The sequence below is a fragment of the Salinimicrobium gaetbulicola genome, assembly GCF_042676025.1.
Lineage (GTDB): Bacteria > Bacteroidota > Bacteroidia > Flavobacteriales > Flavobacteriaceae > Salinimicrobium > Salinimicrobium gaetbulicola.
Genome location: NZ_JBHTJP010000032.1, coordinates 464739 through 481217 on the forward strand (window position 1 = coordinate 464739; position 16479 = coordinate 481217).

Here is a 16479-nt window from a genome sequence, read left to right on the forward strand (position 1 = left end):
CACACAGAAAACACGGTTATGGCTAAGGAAACTTCCTTTAAATTAGACAGTATTAAAGAAGCTATTGACGACATCAGGGCCGGAAAGGTCATTATTGTCGTCGATGATGAAGATCGCGAAAATGAAGGTGATTTTCTTGCAGCGGCCGAAAAGGTTACTCCAGAAATGATCAACTTTATGGCCACCCATGGCCGGGGATTGATCTGCGCGCCGCTTACTGAAAATAGGTGTAAGGACCTAAACCTGGAAATGATGGTTGGCAATAACACTGACCCGATGGAAACTGCCTTTACCATTTCAGTAGACCTTAAAGGTAATGGTGTCACCACAGGAATTTCAGCAGTCGACAGGGCAAAAACAGTGAAATCACTGATTGACCCTGAAACCAAACCACAAGACCTGGGACGACCAGGACACATATTTCCGTTAAAGGCAAAAGCAGGAGGTGTACTTAGAAGAACCGGTCATACCGAAGCTGCAATTGATTTTGCTCGATTAGCAGGATTTCAACCGGCCGGCGTGATCGTTGAGATAATGAACGAAGACGGTACTATGGCACGCCTACCACAATTGGTAGAAGTAGCTAAACGTTTTGATCTTAAACTCGTTTCTATCGAAGATCTTGTTGCATACAGAATGCAGCATGACTCCCTTATTCATAAAAAAGAGGACTTTGATATCCAGACCCGTTTTGGAACATTTAGATTAAGGGCATATGAGCAAACTACCAATAAGCAAATACATATAGCTCTTACAAAAGGTTCCTGGAAATCTGATGAGCCCGTTTTGGTAAGGGTGAATTCTACCCTTGTCAATAATGACATTTTGGGAACCCTCACCAATAATGCAGAAAAGAAACTGGATTATATGTTCAAGGCCGTTAATGAAGAAGGCAGAGGAGCCATTGTTTTCATTAACCAGGAAAGCCAAAGCCTAAACCTGCTAAACAGGTTGAAAGAACTAAAGGAAATTCAGAAAAAAGGAGAAATGAAAGCCCCTCCCATTGTCATGGATACTAAAGATTTTGGTATCGGGGCACAGATCCTTCACGACCTTGAGATCCATAAATTAAGATTGCTGTCTAATTCCCAACAAACCAAACGTGTGGGAATGATAGGTTACGGACTGGAAATAACCGAATACGTGAGATATTAGATCTCAATAACGGTTTCTTCGAGCGGTCTTCTCACCTTTTTCAGGTCGGCAAAAAAGTCATCTTCGGCTCTGTATCCCACTGGCAATGCCAGCACCGACTGCAGGTTGAATTTGTCTAATCCAAGGATTTCGTCATATTTTTCAGGTTCAAATCCTTCCATAGGACAGGAGTCAATCTCTTCCACCGCACAAACCGTCAGTAATGTTCCAAGAACCAGATATGCCTGGTGCGTGGCCCAGGTCCTGATCTCTTCTATGGGTTTTTTCTGAAAATCTCCGATAAGATAATCACGAAAAGGATTTAAAATATCGTCCGGAGTATTGCGTATATCCTTTACATACTTAAAGTATTTTTCTATAAAGGATTTTCCAATTTCTTTTTCTATTCCAATTACAAGGACATGGGAAGCCGTTCCTACTTGCTTCTGATTGTAAGAAGCCTCCATTAACTTTTGTTGTAATTCTTTATTTTGAACCAAAAGCAATTTTAAAGGTTGTAGGCCATATGAAGTAGCGGTGAGATTGAATGCCCTTTTCAGAACTTCGATCTTTTCTGCAGTTAACAATTTCTCTGAATCGAATTTTTTAGTGGCATAACGCCATCTTAAAGCTTTTACACTCTCCATCAACAATAATTTTCACAAAGATAAGGATTCCTGAACTTTGAACTTATGAACCGAGTATCCATAAAAAAAGGCCCCTAAAGGCCTTTGTTAAACTTTTTGTCCCTGAAGGGATCTTTTTTATTCTTTTTATAATAATTAGAATAGACTCTCCTCATTAGAAATCCGGTGATCAGGATAACTATTAAGATTTCTAAACCCATTAATAAATAGACTACATCCATTTCTAAAAAATTGAAAATCAGAATGATTCGGATTAGAAATCAGAAAGATTTTATTATTAAATACAAATGTAGAGCGAAGTAATGCAGTCGGTTAATGTTATCCCCACAACTATTGTTGTTTATAACATTATTTTAAATAAGTATTTGCCCTAATTAAGGTAAATTTAAATAATAGCTATTTCTAAGAAGATTAAGAAAAACATTAGAGAACTTATAAACCCTACCAAAAGCAAAACTTACAGTTTGCTCTTTCCGGTAAAAAAGCCGTCACCCGATGGAAATTTATGTAAAGGCCTTGCCTGTAGAAGAGATTTTAATAGATCTGTCTGAAAAATTAGACCTACCAATCGAAAGGGATGCAGGAGAACTTTGTTTAAACCTACCCAGAGAGATTGGTTACGGTTTCATCCGCGGTTCAAGTTTTCCTTCGGGGTTGGGAATCATTGAATATTACTGCACCTTTTTTAAAGATCTGAGAATTCATTTTTCAGCGAACAAAATCCATCCTCTAAAATTCATTTTTTGCTCTAAAGGCAAGATCAACCATGCTTTTGAAAATGAGGAGAATCCTCACACCATTGACACCTATCAAAATGCCATTGTTTCAAGCGCAGGTCACAATGGACATGTAATGTACTTTAATGCGAATGAGACCGTCCATGTGTGTAGCCTCGAGATCATTCGGGATAAATTCAGCCTTCGGAATAATTATAATTTTGAGGGATTGGATTCCAATCTTAAAAACCTATTTGAGGAAAATGTTGCTAAAGATGTCTTTTTTTATCAAGGAAATTACAGCATTGAACTTGCCGATATTGTTGAAGAGATCAATAAAAAATCTCAAACGGGATTTCTAAGATCGATCTTTCTGGAAGCTAAAGTCTATGAAATGCTTACCAAACAGATCATCCAATACCAGACAGACCAAAACTCCGAATCTCTACCCTTCCTTACCAGGCAGTCTGATGTTGAAAAAGTGAAGCAGGCCGTTAAGATCATCAAAAAAGAAATGAACCGTAATTTTTCTGTCAATTACCTTGCGAAGGAAGTTGGTACCAATGTAAATAAGCTTCAGGAAGCTTTTAAACATATGTTTGGCCTAACAGTCAATAAATATATGCAACAGGTCAAACTGGAAGCCGCCAAAGAGCTCCTAATGACGACAGATCATAATATTTCTCAAATAGTAAGTATGATAGGGCTTAGTAACCGAAGTTATTTTTCAAAGGTCTTCAAAGAAAAATACGGAGTAAGTCCTAAATACTTCCTTAGAAACCATAATGACGGTGAATAAGAACCGCCTAACTAGATACGATCTTCTGCCAGGGTAAGCTCTAAGGTAAAACAGGACCCTTTTCCTTTGCCCTCACTTTCAACCGTTATTTTTCCATTATGGGCCTCCATGATCTCCTTGGTGATACAAAGCCCCAGGCCAGTTGAGGATTCACCTCCGGTTGGCTCTGCACTCAGGGAAACGAATCGTCTGAAAAGGTTTTTCTGATCATCTTTTGTTAATCCCGGGCCTTCATCCCGAACGCTCAAAATCGCTTTTTTCCTTTCCTTAATTAAAGAAATTTCTGTCTTCTTTTGAGAACCCGAAAATTTAATAGCATTATTGACCAGGTTATCAACCGCTTCAGTGATCCTTCTGTGATCTGCGTAGATAAAACATGGTCCGGTATTTTTAAAAATCAGTTTTTGACCTTTTTTCCTGGCCGGGGCTTTATTGGCATCCAGTATTCCCTTTACCAGTTTTGTAAGATCAAACGCTTCCAGTTTCAGGTGCATTTTATCAGACTTCTCCAGTGCATTTTCGATCAAACTGTTTATCGAGTTTGCCATACGCCTTCCTGCATCCTTGATCTGCTTTGAAATATCGTCAATCGCCGCAGGATTGTCTTTATTAGACATAATCAGGTCAGCAAGTAAAGGCATTATAGAAACAGGGTTTTTGAGATCATGTGCGGTAGTACTCAAGATCTCATACTGAAGTCGTATCGCTTTCCTCGCCTCCAACTGAATTTCTATCTGGTTCATTACAAGATCAGCTAGCCTATAAAGAGTTTCCTTCTCCGAATTTTTCAATTTCCGGGGCTTTTTATCCATCACACATAAGGTCCCCAAGTTAAATCCTTCTTTCGTTCTAAGAGGAACGGCAGAATAAAACCGAAGCCCGGTTTCTCCCGTTACCAATGGATTGCTTTTGGTCCTGGCATCTTCCAGGGCATTCTCTACAATGTAAATATTTTCTTCTTCAATGGCTGAAGAACACAATCCGTCATATCTGGGAACTTCCGGGATATCGAGGCCGTACTTACTTTTGAACCATACCCTGTCATAATCTACCAAAGAAACCACTGAAATAGGTACTTTAAGGAGCTGAGCCACCAGTTTGGTGATGCTGTCAAAACTTCCATCTGGTGGGGTGTTCAGGATCTCATATTTCTGCAACATTTCGATCCTTTCCTTTTCCCCGGCCTTAAGCTCAGGTTTAGTCAAGCTCATAATTTCAGTACGATTAGATATTACCAGATAAAGATACATAAACCTTAAAGAAATCCTAATTTTTACTTTTAGACCTCTTATTTTCAGTAATGTAAAAATGAATCCGGTTTAGGACGAAAGTGCCTCCAGGGCCTTTTCTATATCAATTCCTTTCTTTAAGACCGGCAGAAAAAGATTTGGTTTACTTTTAATTCTTGCAGGCATTGTTTTGATCGTGAAGTCTCTCATATCCAGTTTAGAATTGACCTCTTCCCATTCCAAAGGAGCCGAAACCGTAGCCCCCTGTTTTGGTCTGGCGCAGTAGGGTGCCGCAAGGGTCTGCCCTTTCCGGTTCTGTAAAAAATCCAGGTAGATCTTCCCTTTTCTCTTTTTAATATTACGCTCCATAGTGGTAAGATCTGGTAACATTTCCTGAATAAAATAACACAGGATCTTGGTAAAGTCCCTTGCCTCGTCGTAATTATATTTCGCCCCTAATGGAATATAGATATGAAGCCCGCTTGAACCGGAGGTTTTTACATATCCCTCGATCTTCGCTTTTTCTAGAACTTCTTTCGCGGCCAGGGCTACCTCTACTACCTGTTGAAAGGTGGCTTTTGCTGAAGGGTCAATATCGATGACCGTATAATCTGGGTTAAGCAAATTCCCTTTTCTAGAACTCCACGGATTTAATTCTATACAGCCGAGGTTGGCCAGGTAAATTAAACTGGCCTGGTTTTGACAAAGTATATATTCTATATCCTTTTGACTGGATTTTGAATGAATCTTTAAGGTTTCCAGCCAATGCGGAAAAATTCCCGAAATATCCTTTTGATAAAACCCCGGTTGTTTGATCCCGTTAGGATGCCGGTGTAAATTCTCCGGCCGGTCTTTCAAAAAAGGTAATATGTACTCTGATATTTCTAAATAATACTGAATGAGATCAAACTTTCTCAAACCCGAATCAGGCCAGTATATCTTTTCCAGGTTACTGATAGGCACAGAGATACCATCAATTTCAAGGAACTCACCCGCTTTATGCGAAGATGGCTTTTGTTTTGGGACTTTTGCGACTTTCTCCTTGTCAATTTCTGAAGGAAGCTTGTCAAACCTCAATCCTTTAAAAGAGGGATGCCGCATCTGGCCTGACTTGGTCCACTCCGCAAAGTTCACCTCGCATATAAGCTCGGGAGTCATCCAGGTTGGTTTTCTTCCTTTTAAATTAATCTTCTTTTCAAACGGACTTTCCTCTGTGACGAGAGGCCTGAACCTTGCCATGAGTTCTTTTCGGTCCTTTGCACTGAATCCGGTTCCACAGTTCCCAATATAAACAAGTTCGTCATCACGGTGCATACCGAGGATCAGGGATCCGAAAGGGGCTGAACTCTCAGAATCAGTGAATCCGCAGATAAGGGCTTCCTGGCTTTCAATCGCTTTAATCTTCAACCAATTATCACTTCGGCTTCCCGGAATATATTCCGAATCGGCCTTTTTAGCGATCACCCCTTCCAGGCCGGCCCCAATGGCCTGCTCAAAAAAGCTTTTTCCCATGCTTTCTATATGATCGCAATAATATACCTGCGGAATATCTTCAATCACTTCGGGAATCAGGCTTTTACGCTCGGTAAGCGGAAGCGACATGATATTATGACCGTTTAAAAATAGAAGATCAAATACATAATAACGCAGTTCCCCCGTAGTATCCTGCCCGTAATTCTGGAGTTCCTGAAATTGAGGCTTACCTTTCTTATCAAGTACCACGATCTCCCCGTCAAGTATTACATCGTGGGGAATGGCTTTCAGGTTTTGATAAATCGACTTAAACTTTCGTTTGAAGGAAATTCCGTTTCGGGAATACAGGTCTACTTTCCCATCGTGGATATTTGCAAGGGCCCGGTAACCGTCCCACTTTAATTCATAGATCCAGTCGGCCTTATTGAATATTTCCGAAGCTTTCGTCGCCAACATGGGTTTTATAAGCTTGGTATGTTTTAATTTCTTTACTTTTTCAGAAGAAGCCTGCTCACTAAAATTTTCAGCATCATAAACAAGATCAGTAGAAAATTCATCCTTTTTCTTGATCAACAACCATTGGTTATCCTTCTCTCCTCCCCTTTTGGTGTGAACCAGGGCGAAACTGCCTTTTATTTTATTTCCGAAAAAATGAATTTTGAGATCACCTTTTATAAGCTGCTCCAAAAGTTCCTTTTCTCCTCCTTTTTCGATAGGCTGATAAGTGCCTTCATCCCAGACGCTCATTTCCCCAGCACCATAATTCCCCTTAGGAATAGTACCGTGAAAGGTGAGGTATCTTACAGGGTGATCTTCGGTCATGATGGCCAGACGTTTATCTACAGGATTCATTGAGGGGCCCTTGGGAATCGCCCAGCTCTTTAACACGCCTTCCATTTCCAGTCTAAGGTCATAATGGAGCCGTGATGCCTGATGCCGCTGGATCACAAATCTTAATTTTTTCGGCGGTTTTTGATAGGCGGCTTCGGGTTCGGGAGTATTGGAAAAGTCCCTTTTTCGAATGTATTCGTCCAGTCCCATTTATGAAGCTTTGCTTTTCTTTTTCTTTTTTTCCAGACTAGCCTTCAACTGTGCCATAAGATCTTTGGCCGGAGTAGGCTTGGAATCGAACTTTTCCACTTTGGGCTTTTTACCTGATGTTTTGGACTCTATGATCTTTATAAGCTGTTCGTTATAGATATCCTTATACTTTTCAAAATCGAATTTTTCGGTGTATTGCTCGATGAGAGATTTTGCCATATCAACCTCCTTCTTGGATACTTTCGCATCTGGAAGCTTAAGTTCTGCGGGATCACGCATTTCATCTGCAAACCTGATTACATGTAAAACAAGGGCATCTTTATAAACCCCTACCAGGCTCAGGTTCTCCTTAGCTCTCATCACGAAAGTGGCAACTCCCAGTTTATCGGTTTCCAGAAGGGCCTTTTTCAGAAGGTTATACGATTTCTCCCCTCCTTTTTGAGGTTCCAGAAAATAAGGTTTTTTGAAAAGTACATCGGGAACATCCTCCTCCTTAATAAATTCTTCTATATCGATGGTTTTGGATTTCTTCATGTTCGCTTTTTCAAAATCCTCATCTTCCAGTACAATGTAGGCATCATCCTTAAGATATCCCTTCACAATGTCCTTCCACTCGACTTCTTCCCCTGTAATTTCGTTGACCCTTTTATACCTTATCCTGCCATGGTCTTTACGGTCTAACATATCAAGGTCTAGTTTTCGCTCTTCACTACCGGAATACATCTTTATAGGGATACTCACCAAACCAAAACTTATGGAGCCATTCCAGATTGATCTCATTATCGTTCATTTTTTGTTGCCTTTCTACAAGATACCAGTTTTAAACCTGCGTTTTTACCTGATTAGCAAACTGTTAACTAACTGAAGAAACTTTCCTGCTGAAAGAGTTAATTTTTAAAAAAACCAACTTAATACTTTCTTAATCGTTTTTGAAAGAGTCCCAAATCCAAGTAACTTGAAATGAAATGGAGGATGTAATTCCGAAGTATACTAACCAAAAACCAATTCTCACACATGTCATTAAAAGCCATATTCCTGAACTGTACCCTCAAAAAATCTCCTGAAACATCCAATACTGAAGCCTTTATAAAGAACGCCGAAAAAATTTTTCACGACCTCGATGTGGAAACAGAATCTGTGCGAGTAGTAGATCACAATGTGAAATTCGGAAATTCCTCAGATGAAGGAGAAGGTGATGACTGGCCAAAGATCCTGAAAAAGGTGAAAGCCAGCGATATTTTGATCATCGCAACCCCCATCTGGCGGGGAGACCGAAGTGCCGTCGCTAAACTGGTAAACGAACGATTTGACGGAGTATGGGAAGAGGCAAATGATGAGAATGGCCAGTACCCAACTTACAATAAAGTTGCCGGGGTTATGGTTGACGGTAATGAGGACGGAGCCAAAAAGGCTATTTCCAGCATTTGTTTTGACCTCGCAGAACAAGGGTTTACCATTCCCGTAAATGCGTTTAGTTATTACGTGGGGAAAGCCGGTCCCGGGCCCGCTTATATCGAAGCTAAAGGCGATAAACACCTTTTCACCAACCGAACCTTACACTACATGGTCTATAACCTGGTACATGTTGCCAAGCTCCTAAAAGAAAAACCCTACCCAACCAATATTCTTGAATTAAACGAGAAGGCTAAGGAAATTAGTAATACCGAAGAATAACTCTAAACACATAATTAAATGTTCGTCTGGCTACTTCACATTCTTATCGACTCAGCGGTACTGCTGGCAGCTGCCAGCGTATTTCCAAAAGTGGAATTAAAAGGTTACAAAACGGCAATTTTTATCGCATTCTTAATCGGGGTATTAAGCTTTCTGCTAAGCTGGATCCTAACGGTCATTTTGAATGTGGCGACCCTCGGAATTTTCTATTTCCTGGGATTGGGTTTCATTACCAGGATCATTGCTTATGCTCTCATTATCGAACTTGCCGATAAACTTAGTAAGGATTTTAAGACCCGTGGTTTTATGCCTTCATTATGGCTGGCAATAATTCTGGCGACTGTTGGCGCGATAGTAGACGCGATTTTATTGTAACTTGAAAATTATCTTTTGGCTCTCTCATATTGAGGGGGCCATTTTATATCTTCTCCTAATTCTTTCGCAGCTTCCATCGGAAAATAAGGGCTTCTAAGAAATTCCCTGGCCAAAAGAACAAGATCAGCCCTGCCATTTTTAAGTATCTCCTCAGCTTCCTCGGCTCCTGTTATCAATCCAACCGCTCCGGTAAGAATATTCGCTTCTCTCCTGATGCTTTCAGAGAACTGTATTTGGTAGCCTTTTTCCGCGGGGATCTTAGCATTGGGAACATTTCCTCCTGATGAACAATCTATCAGATCCACACCAAGATCTTTGAGTTTACCAGCCAATTTAATGGAACTCTCTTCATCCCATCCTCCCTCTACCCAATCGGTTGCTGAAATACGTACGAACAAAGGCAGCCTGTCAGACCAAACTTTTCGCACCTCTTCCACCACTTCCAGCAATAGCCTGCATCTATTCTCAAGTTTTCCACCGTATTCATCATTCCGCTTGTTAGTTAGCGGGGAAAGAAATTCGTGAAACAGGTATCCATGGGCGGCATGAATTTCAACTACTTCAAATCCGGCCGTGAGCGCTCTTTCGGCAGCTTTCCGAAAATCGGTTTTCACCTTTTGGATTCCCTCCTTATCCAGAGCTAAGGGCTTAGAATTGCCTTCATAAAAAGGAATGGCGCTAGGAGCAACAGTTTCCCATCCGCCCTCTTCAGGAGAAAGCAATTTCCCTCCTTTCCAGGGGCTGGTGGTTGAGGCTTTTCTCCCTGCATGAGCCAATTGAATTCCGGGAACACTCCCTTGAGCTTTTAAAAAATCAACAATTCCTTTCAAACATTCTATGTGAGCATCTTTCCAAAGTCCCAGATCATCCGGACTGATCCGAGCTTCGGGAGAAACTGCTGTTGCTTCAGTAATGATCAAGCCAGCTCCTCCAACCGCTCTGCTTCCAAGATGCACCAGATGCCAGTTATTGGCAAAACCGTCTTTACTGCTGTACATGCACATGGGGGAAACAACGATCCTGTTTTTGATGGTAATATTTCTGATCTTTAAAGGTTTGAACAAATAAGCCTCCATAAGTTAAATTTGATGAGCCTCTAAATTAAGAAACTACCGGCGTTTGGAAAGCGAATATTCGCAGGTTTTTAGAAGTATATCAACACTTTTAAATTAATTCTGCATATTTGAAGTATGAACGCGGCTCAATTCATTGAAAACACCTTTAAAAAACTAATTCCGGCGCCATTTACATTGGCGGTACTCCTCACTCTTATTACCATGCTGCTTGCATTCTTTTTTACAGGAAGCAGCAGTATTGAAAACGCCAACCATATTCTAATTTCCTGGCAGGCGGGAATGTGGGATCCTGCTTTGCTGGTGTTCGCGGTCCAAATGATGCTCATACTGGTATTGGGACATGTTCTGGTATTAAGTAAACCTATGGCCATCCTTACTGCCAAACTCACATCTATAGTTAATAGCAACACCAGCGCTGTTGTAATTGTGAGTGTCTCTACCATGATCGTGGCATTTTTCAATTGGGGATTGGGTCTTATTTTTGGAGCGATCATGGCCCGAAAGGTAGCCGAAGCCGCTCAGAAAAGAGGTTTCAAGATCAACTATCCCTTAATAGGTGCAGCCGGTTATGTAGGCTTAATGGTATGGCATGGAGGGATGAGCGGGAGTGCCCCTTTAAAAGCTGCGGAAAACGGTCATCTTGCCAGCCTTTTTCAAGGTGCACAAAATACCGAATTTGTATCTTTTCTGCCTTCCTTTATTTCTACGGAAGAAACCATTTTCGCTTCCTGGAATCTTCTGCTCTTCGGAATTTTGATCCTGATCGTACCTTCGGTACTCTACTTTGTATCTAAAGCCACGCCTTTATCCACAGTGCGGCTTCCGGAAGAAAGGAAAACTGTCTCGACCTCTTTGATCAAAGGCGCAGAACGCCTGGATCATTCCCGATGGCTCAACCTGCTATTTGCAGGTCTGCTTCTCATTGCTTTTGTCCTGAGTTACTGGCAGAATATCACAGAAATGAACCTCACTCCTAACATGTTGAATTTCCTGATGTTGGGACTCTGTATCCTGTTGCACGGCTCCTTTGCATCATTTTTGGCTGCCCTGGAAGAAGCCATAGTAGGTGCCGCTGCTATCCTTGTCCAGTTTCCGCTTTACTTCGGAATAATGGGTATTATGAAAGAAACTGGCATGGTCAATGAAATTGCCTTATTCTTTTCAAGTATTGCCTCTGACTGGAGTCTGCCGGTCTATACATTTTTCAGCGCCGGCCTGGTCAATATTTTCGTTCCCAGCGGTGGTGGACAATGGGCAATACAGGGCCCTATCGTTCTTGAAAGTGCCCTGAAACTGAACGTTCCGTTAAACAAAGCCATCATGGCCTTTGCTTATGGGGACCAGATCACTAACATGCTGCAGCCTTTTTGGGCCCTACCCCTGCTGGCAATCACAAAACTAAAGGCCCGCGAAATACTGCCGTACACCCTTATCCTTCTTCTCACCGGAATGGTAGTTTTCCTTACTGGATTACTATTTATTTAAAAATCAGCCACATACAGAATAAATTCAAGGAATATTTAGCTCAATTTTCAAATAAAAAAGCTAAATTTAAGATTAATCCCTCCTATGAAATCCCCCATTTTCTTGAATATTCATATTTAAAACATATTATTATGCCAACAGTAATCATATCTCACAAAGTAGAGAATTACAAAAAGTGGAAAGAGATCTATGACCGGGATATAGAAAGACGATCTCAAGCCGGGTTAAGGGAAATCAGCGCAGGACAAAAAGCAGATGAACCTAATATGGTGTATATGGTTTTTGAAGCCAGCGATTCAAACAAAGTAAAAGAAATGATGCAGGACCAGAGTCTTAAAGACCTTATGGATGAAGCCGGTGTGATTTCAAAACCCGAATTGATCGTTATTGAGGAATAAGAGTTTTATTCAAATCGTGGGTACTTTGATAATGGTTTTCACACCTTTGGCATCGGCTTTATTGCTGATCTCAAAGAAATAATCACTCCCGTAGAGATTTTTGAGTCGGGCATCGATATTGGCAAGACCCAAACCGTTATGCAGTAATTCCCCGTGGCGTGATGAGATCGCTTCCCCGTTATTATCAATTTTAATTACCAGGTATTTGCCTTCCTCCTTTATGGTAATATTGATCTCAAGATCTGTATGATCGTAAGAATATCCGTGTTTAATTGAGTTTTCAATGATGGGCTGCAATAGTAAAGCCGGCACTTTTTTATGAAGAATGTTTTTATCTATGTGCTTGGTGATCTTTAAGTGGTCTGAAAAGCGCACATTCAGAATGTTTAAATAATATTCCAGGGTTCGCAGTTCCTGCTCGAGAGTGATTTCGTTTTCATCCCCTTTATATAAGATCTCCCTGAGGAAATCACTTAGATCGGCGATAGTATCTTTTGCTTTTTCCTTATCTAGATCGGCCAGCACGGCTATACTGTTCAAAGTATTGAATAAAAAATGCGGTTGCAACTGCGACGAAAGCATTTTCATCCTGGCACTCACTAACTGTGTTTCCAGAAGGCTCCGCTGTTTTTCAGCTTCCTTCACCTGCTTCACATAATAGTAAGTGTAAATGATGAAAACCATGGCAAAATAAATAAGGAAGTTAAGATCCATTACATAAATAAACCTGTAAAAACTTTCTTCCAATTGGTATTCACTCAGACCGATCTTTCCTGTTACGATGGCAAAAAGGTCAAAAATAAGCCTTATGAAAAACCCTATAAGAATAGAAAAGACGGTATGTATTATAATGATCTTAACCCACGAGTAATTCTTATAGAGGAATCGTTTGGTGCTTATGGCGATCAAGGTCATATAAGTGACCACAATTATCCAGTCTATTAATAGATTATAAATAAGGAAGTCGGCCCATGGTTCAAAATGCCTTTCGGGATGATAGGATTGCATATAGGCTGTTTTGGCTATAAAAACCAGGTCAAATAGGGCATAAAACCCAGCCAGTAGAAATACCAGCTTCAGGTCTATATATTTTTTTATGGCCGAAAGTTTCATTTTTTAGATACCTAGTTTGTCTAAAAATTCTTTTTTATGTGATTTGCTGATATGCAGTAATTTTCCGTCGGTCATTCGCGCATCTATTTCAGAATATTCGGAGTGTACGATCTCTTTCACCTTGCTCATATTAACTATGGTGGATCTGTGGATTCGGAAAAATTTGTTATCATCAAGCATTTCATCGAGATTATTCAGAGATTCCCTAAGAACATATTTCTTTTCCGACGTATAGATCTCAGCATAATATCCAGAAGCTATGATATACAACACATCATCTGGGTTTATCAAAATGGTCTTGTTTCCCTGTTTTACCGGAATACGTACCGGTGGATTGTAACCATCAGATTCCCTGGAATAGATCTTAAAGAGATCATGAATTCGTTGTTCGAAGTTCCTGTCTGATTCTTCCCGGGAGGTGTTCAATACTTTATTAATGGTCTTGAAGAAGCGCTGATCTTTAAAAGGCTTCAGCAGAAAATCGAAAGCATCAACATCAAATGCGCGGCTGGCATAATTGTCATAAGCGGTGACGAAAATGACCATGGGCTTGGGAGAGATCTCTATCTTTTGCAAAACCTCAAAACCGTTCAGGTCTTTCATGTTGATGTCCAGGAAAACAAGATCGGGTTTCTTTTCATTGATCTTCCTTATTGCCTCTTTGCCATTGGAGCATTCACCAATGACTTCTATCTGCGGCACATCTTCCAGGAGATTCACCACCCGTTTTCTTGCCAGTTCTTCATCATCTATTACTAGAGATCTCATTTTCTAAAAGTTAAAGCTTGTACAATTTAACACAATTAAAGCTCTTTTCCTTCAGAAAAATTGGGTCTGTCAGTAATCAGATCAAACAAGTCAATGAACACATTGGTTTTCAAAACCAAAACAGACCATCAGACTTTTGAAATCTGACGGTCTTATTAGGAGGGCATTATCTGCTGGCCACTTCTCTTCGGTCGGGCTCAAGAGCATCTATCTTCACGATCTTAGAGCTATTACCGTTCTTAAGTTTGATACGGTACATATCTTTCTCTACCAGACCGTTCTTACCATGGCTGAGACGAACATTTTTAACCATGGTCCAACCCGCATGATCTCTATAGAGTTCTTCCCTAAGTTCTGCTGGAAGTACAATGTTTTTAAATCTCTGGGAGGTTTTTTTCAAATTACCTTCCTGGTCAAAATCGGCTACCAGTTGACCTTTTCGGCTAACAAAGCTTACCTGATAGGCCATATAGTTTTTATCTTCGACAAAGGCGATAAAATTATCTATATCAAAATAGGCGTTCATAAATCCTATTGCATCATTTTCGAACTCTCCTGTATATGCTTCATTCACTTTAAAGGAATAGCTGTCCCCGTCCTGTGTTACTTCCCAGGAAAGCGGTCCAAATCCTACTTTTGCTTCTTTAAGTTCTGTAATTTCCTGAGCTTGCATCACACCTGCCCAAACTATCAATACCAAATAAATAAATAGCGTTCTCATAATATTTCATTTTAAAGGGTTATCATTCTTTTATCAGATCCACTGATCTGCCATAAAACGTTTTACAGGAATAAAACTAACACAAGAATCCCCTGTTTGAAGGTAGAATGATCCAAACGGGTGGTATTATGGTAACCAACAGCAAATAATTGATTTAAACGTAGATATTCTTTGAAATGGGAGGATAAGGAAGTTCACAGCAGGAATGTAGCGGTTCACCGTAAAAATTAGATCACTGATAAATATTTAAACAGGAAAAGCTGAAAAAGAAGAAAAAATAACCGCCCCAACTCTCACCCTTCCGTTACCCTACATTCCGGAATTGCGATTAAATGCCGAAGCGGTTTTCTTTTAAATAAGATTTAGGTCTTTGACTATACCTATCAAATGCGGGGTAGTCCTTGCATTGAACTCCTCACGTAATTCTTTTAATCGTTTTTCAATAGTACTTTTACTATTGGGAAAGATCTTTTTCTCCCTGAATTTACTCTGGATTTCTTCCTGAGTAAGCCCATTGGCGATATAAGAGAGCAAATTGATCTCAAAATCTTCTAAAACCAGCATATTAGACTGTTTCAGAGCATTTTCGATATCCAAAGAGTTAAAGCTATCTCCCCTGTCAACCGCAAAAATGGCTTCCTTAAGATCTTTCATCCCATTGCGGCCTTTACATACATAGCCATTGATATTGCCAGATTCCCAAAGGGTTTTCACTGTTTGGGGATGATCTTCAACACTATTTACCAGGACGGTAAGATTAGGATCTTCTTTTTTAAGAGCCGCGATAAGGTCTTTTCCAGACTTTAAATTTTCATTCCTGTGATCATTTTTAAAGGAAAGGTCACAGATAAGCAGATCAAAAGGCTCATTTTCAAGGATCGCCTTTTTGGCAAGCAAATATGCAGAATCACAATATTGGGCATGATCAACCTTTTCAATATCCAATTCCTGCATCACACTTCTTACTGCGAAGTTGATGCTGTCATTATCCTCTGCTATTAATACTTTCTTGAACATAAGATCCTTAGTGATTGATACTTTTATACATCAAATTTAAGGCATCCTGTTCAACAATAATTACGGTTTTCCACAATTTAGGAAAATATCAAGGTCACAGTTCAAATTTAACCATCCATCCGGGTCTTGAACCTTTCAATATATTCACCTACATGTTTCCCATCCATCAAGGCATGATGTACGTGAACAGATGTGGACATAAAGTACTCCTCCCCTTCCTTCACAAGCTTTCCGAAGCTGATCTTTGGGCAACTGTCTTTATAGTAATAGCTCCTGGCATGTGATAAAGATTGAAAATCGATCCACGGAATGGCTGAATAATGAACCACATCTTTATCATCTTTTCCGGAAGGATTCAAGCCGGACATGTTTTGAACCTTTTCGATTTCCGGCTTTACTGAAGTACAGAAATCTTCAAAGTCCTCCCTGTATTTCATATAACAGAATCCGAAAGTATCATCTGGTCTTGATATTGTTGCTGAAGGATGAATAACATCATACAAATAAACCTCATTATTTTCCCCTATACGATACCGGAAGGCTTCAGTTTGGTTTACGGCAGATATGGAAGCGTGCAGGTAATACAGGAAAAATGAATAATTCTTCTCTTTTGCGGTCTTGTAGGCTTTTGTGCAATTGATGCGTACGCATACTCCAAAGAAAGGTTCTTCAAAGGAATTAAAAAATTCAAAATGTTCTCTTCTTGACCAGTCTTCTTTGTTTATTTTAGTTCTCATGGGAGGTCGTCAGTTTCTAAGTGATCTCTTTACAACAGCAAAACTAAGAGTATCTTTAATTCCAATGGCTGGTAAA

At 40.2% G+C, this 16479-nt stretch carries 16 protein-coding genes; 6 read left to right on the forward strand and 10 right to left on the reverse strand.

From position 1 onward, the window contains the following. The first annotated feature begins 18 nt into the window (after positions 1-18). A complete protein-coding gene (ribB, locus tag ACFQ1G_RS03520) occupies positions 19-1155 on the forward strand; it encodes a 3,4-dihydroxy-2-butanone-4-phosphate synthase (RefSeq protein WP_380736890.1) in 1137 nt (378 codons plus the stop codon). On the opposite strand, the gene ACFQ1G_RS03525 is transcribed toward ribB, so the two are convergent. Next, a complete protein-coding gene (locus tag ACFQ1G_RS03525) occupies positions 1152-1781 on the reverse strand; it encodes an NAD(P)H-dependent oxidoreductase (RefSeq protein WP_380736891.1) in 630 nt (209 codons plus the stop codon). The two genes, ribB and ACFQ1G_RS03525, sit on opposite strands and share 4 nt — an antisense overlap. A gap of 495 nt (positions 1782-2276) precedes the next feature. On the opposite strand from ACFQ1G_RS03525, the gene ACFQ1G_RS03530 reads away from it, so the two are divergent. Continuing rightward, on the forward strand, positions 2277-3296 hold the full coding sequence (locus ACFQ1G_RS03530) for a helix-turn-helix domain-containing protein (protein WP_380736892.1): 1020 nt from the start codon (positions 2277-2279) through the stop codon (positions 3294-3296). Positions 3297-3307: 11 nt separating this feature from the next. Here the strand turns inward: ACFQ1G_RS03530 and ACFQ1G_RS03535 are convergent, their stop codons facing one another. From ACFQ1G_RS03535 to ku, 3 genes are all read right to left on the reverse strand, one after another. Continuing rightward, positions 3308-4507: a GAF domain-containing sensor histidine kinase gene (locus tag ACFQ1G_RS03535; protein ID WP_380736893.1), complete on the reverse strand. Its 1200-nt coding sequence runs from the start codon at positions 4505-4507 to the stop codon at positions 3308-3310. Positions 4508-4615: 108 nt separating this feature from the next. After that, entirely contained in the window at positions 4616-7039 is a 2424-nt protein-coding gene (ligD, locus tag ACFQ1G_RS03540) for a DNA ligase D (protein ID WP_380736894.1), read from the reverse strand. Further along, on the reverse strand, positions 7040-7819 hold the full coding sequence (gene ku, locus ACFQ1G_RS03545) for a non-homologous end joining protein Ku (protein ID WP_380736895.1): 780 nt from the start codon (positions 7817-7819) through the stop codon (positions 7040-7042). A 234-nt stretch (positions 7820-8053) separates the two neighbouring features. On the opposite strand from ku, the gene ACFQ1G_RS03550 reads away from it, so the two are divergent. After that, positions 8054-8713 carry a flavodoxin family protein gene (locus tag ACFQ1G_RS03550; RefSeq protein ID WP_380736896.1) on the forward strand — a complete coding sequence of 220 codons (660 nt, stop codon included), beginning with the start codon at positions 8054-8056 and terminating at the stop codon, positions 8711-8713. Between the two features lie 18 nt (positions 8714-8731). Continuing rightward, on the forward strand, positions 8732-9088 hold the full coding sequence (locus ACFQ1G_RS03555) for a phage holin family protein (protein WP_380736897.1): 357 nt from the start codon (positions 8732-8734) through the stop codon (positions 9086-9088). A gap of 8 nt (positions 9089-9096) precedes the next feature. On the opposite strand, the gene namA is transcribed toward ACFQ1G_RS03555, so the two are convergent. Further along, positions 9097-10164 carry an NADPH dehydrogenase NamA gene (gene namA / locus ACFQ1G_RS03560; protein WP_380736898.1) on the reverse strand — a complete coding sequence of 356 codons (1068 nt, stop codon included), beginning with the start codon at positions 10162-10164 and terminating at the stop codon, positions 9097-9099. Positions 10165-10278: 114 nt separating this feature from the next. On the opposite strand from namA, the gene ACFQ1G_RS03565 reads away from it, so the two are divergent. After that, a complete protein-coding gene (locus ACFQ1G_RS03565; RefSeq protein WP_380736899.1) occupies positions 10279-11649 on the forward strand; it encodes a short-chain fatty acid transporter in 1371 nt (456 codons plus the stop codon). A 131-nt stretch (positions 11650-11780) separates the two neighbouring features. After that, a complete protein-coding gene (locus ACFQ1G_RS03570) occupies positions 11781-12047 on the forward strand; it encodes a hypothetical protein (RefSeq protein ID WP_380736900.1) in 267 nt (88 codons plus the stop codon). A gap of 9 nt (positions 12048-12056) precedes the next feature. Here ACFQ1G_RS03570 and ACFQ1G_RS03575 read toward each other — a convergent pair whose 3' ends face one another. From ACFQ1G_RS03575 to ACFQ1G_RS03595, 5 genes are all read right to left on the reverse strand, one after another. Further along, positions 12057-13160 carry a sensor histidine kinase gene (locus tag ACFQ1G_RS03575; RefSeq protein WP_380736901.1) on the reverse strand — a complete coding sequence of 368 codons (1104 nt, stop codon included), beginning with the start codon at positions 13158-13160 and terminating at the stop codon, positions 12057-12059. A gap of 3 nt (positions 13161-13163) precedes the next feature. Next, positions 13164-13928, reverse strand: a complete 765-nt coding sequence (locus ACFQ1G_RS03580) for a LytR/AlgR family response regulator transcription factor (protein ID WP_380736902.1) — start codon at positions 13926-13928, stop codon at positions 13164-13166. Between the two features lie 166 nt (positions 13929-14094). Then, positions 14095-14649 (reverse strand): hypothetical protein, encoded by a 555-nt coding sequence (locus ACFQ1G_RS03585; protein ID WP_380736903.1) that lies wholly within the window; start codon positions 14647-14649, stop codon positions 14095-14097. Between the two features lie 351 nt (positions 14650-15000). Continuing rightward, entirely contained in the window at positions 15001-15666 is a 666-nt protein-coding gene (locus ACFQ1G_RS03590) for a DNA-binding response regulator (protein WP_380736904.1), read from the reverse strand. A gap of 107 nt (positions 15667-15773) precedes the next feature. Next, positions 15774-16403 (reverse strand): CatA-like O-acetyltransferase, encoded by a 630-nt coding sequence (locus tag ACFQ1G_RS03595; RefSeq protein ID WP_380736905.1) that lies wholly within the window; start codon positions 16401-16403, stop codon positions 15774-15776. Positions 16404-16479 lie beyond the last annotated feature (76 nt).

Excerpts from the sequence above, each read along its gene's own strand:
- ACFQ1G_RS03565 (WP_380736899.1), top strand. The coding sequence starts at position 10,279 with ATGAACGCGGCTCAATTCATTGAAAACACCTTTAAAAAACTAATTCCG.
- namA (WP_380736898.1), bottom strand. The coding sequence starts at position 10,164 with ATGGAGGCTTATTTGTTCAAACCTTTAAAGATCAGAAATATTACCATC.
- ACFQ1G_RS03525 (WP_380736891.1), bottom strand. The coding sequence starts at position 1,781 with ATGGAGAGTGTAAAAGCTTTAAGATGGCGTTATGCCACTAAAAAATTC.
- ligD (WP_380736894.1), bottom strand. The coding sequence starts at position 7,039 with ATGGGACTGGACGAATACATTCGAAAAAGGGACTTTTCCAATACTCCC.
- ribB (WP_380736890.1), top strand. The coding sequence starts at position 19 with ATGGCTAAGGAAACTTCCTTTAAATTAGACAGTATTAAAGAAGCTATT.
- ACFQ1G_RS03535 (WP_380736893.1), bottom strand. The coding sequence starts at position 4,507 with ATGAGCTTGACTAAACCTGAGCTTAAGGCCGGGGAAAAGGAAAGGATC.
- ACFQ1G_RS03550 (WP_380736896.1), top strand. The coding sequence starts at position 8,054 with ATGTCATTAAAAGCCATATTCCTGAACTGTACCCTCAAAAAATCTCCT.
- ACFQ1G_RS03590 (WP_380736904.1), bottom strand. The coding sequence starts at position 15,666 with ATGTTCAAGAAAGTATTAATAGCAGAGGATAATGACAGCATCAACTTC.
- ACFQ1G_RS03585 (WP_380736903.1), bottom strand. The coding sequence starts at position 14,649 with ATGAGAACGCTATTTATTTATTTGGTATTGATAGTTTGGGCAGGTGTG.
- ku (WP_380736895.1), bottom strand. The coding sequence starts at position 7,819 with ATGAGATCAATCTGGAATGGCTCCATAAGTTTTGGTTTGGTGAGTATC.
- ACFQ1G_RS03570 (WP_380736900.1), top strand. The coding sequence starts at position 11,781 with ATGCCAACAGTAATCATATCTCACAAAGTAGAGAATTACAAAAAGTGG.
- ACFQ1G_RS03575 (WP_380736901.1), bottom strand. The coding sequence starts at position 13,160 with ATGAAACTTTCGGCCATAAAAAAATATATAGACCTGAAGCTGGTATTT.
- ACFQ1G_RS03555 (WP_380736897.1), top strand. The coding sequence starts at position 8,732 with ATGTTCGTCTGGCTACTTCACATTCTTATCGACTCAGCGGTACTGCTG.
- ACFQ1G_RS03530 (WP_380736892.1), top strand. The coding sequence starts at position 2,277 with ATGGAAATTTATGTAAAGGCCTTGCCTGTAGAAGAGATTTTAATAGAT.
- ACFQ1G_RS03595 (WP_380736905.1), bottom strand. The coding sequence starts at position 16,403 with ATGAGAACTAAAATAAACAAAGAAGACTGGTCAAGAAGAGAACATTTT.
- ACFQ1G_RS03580 (WP_380736902.1), bottom strand. The coding sequence starts at position 13,928 with ATGAGATCTCTAGTAATAGATGATGAAGAACTGGCAAGAAAACGGGTG.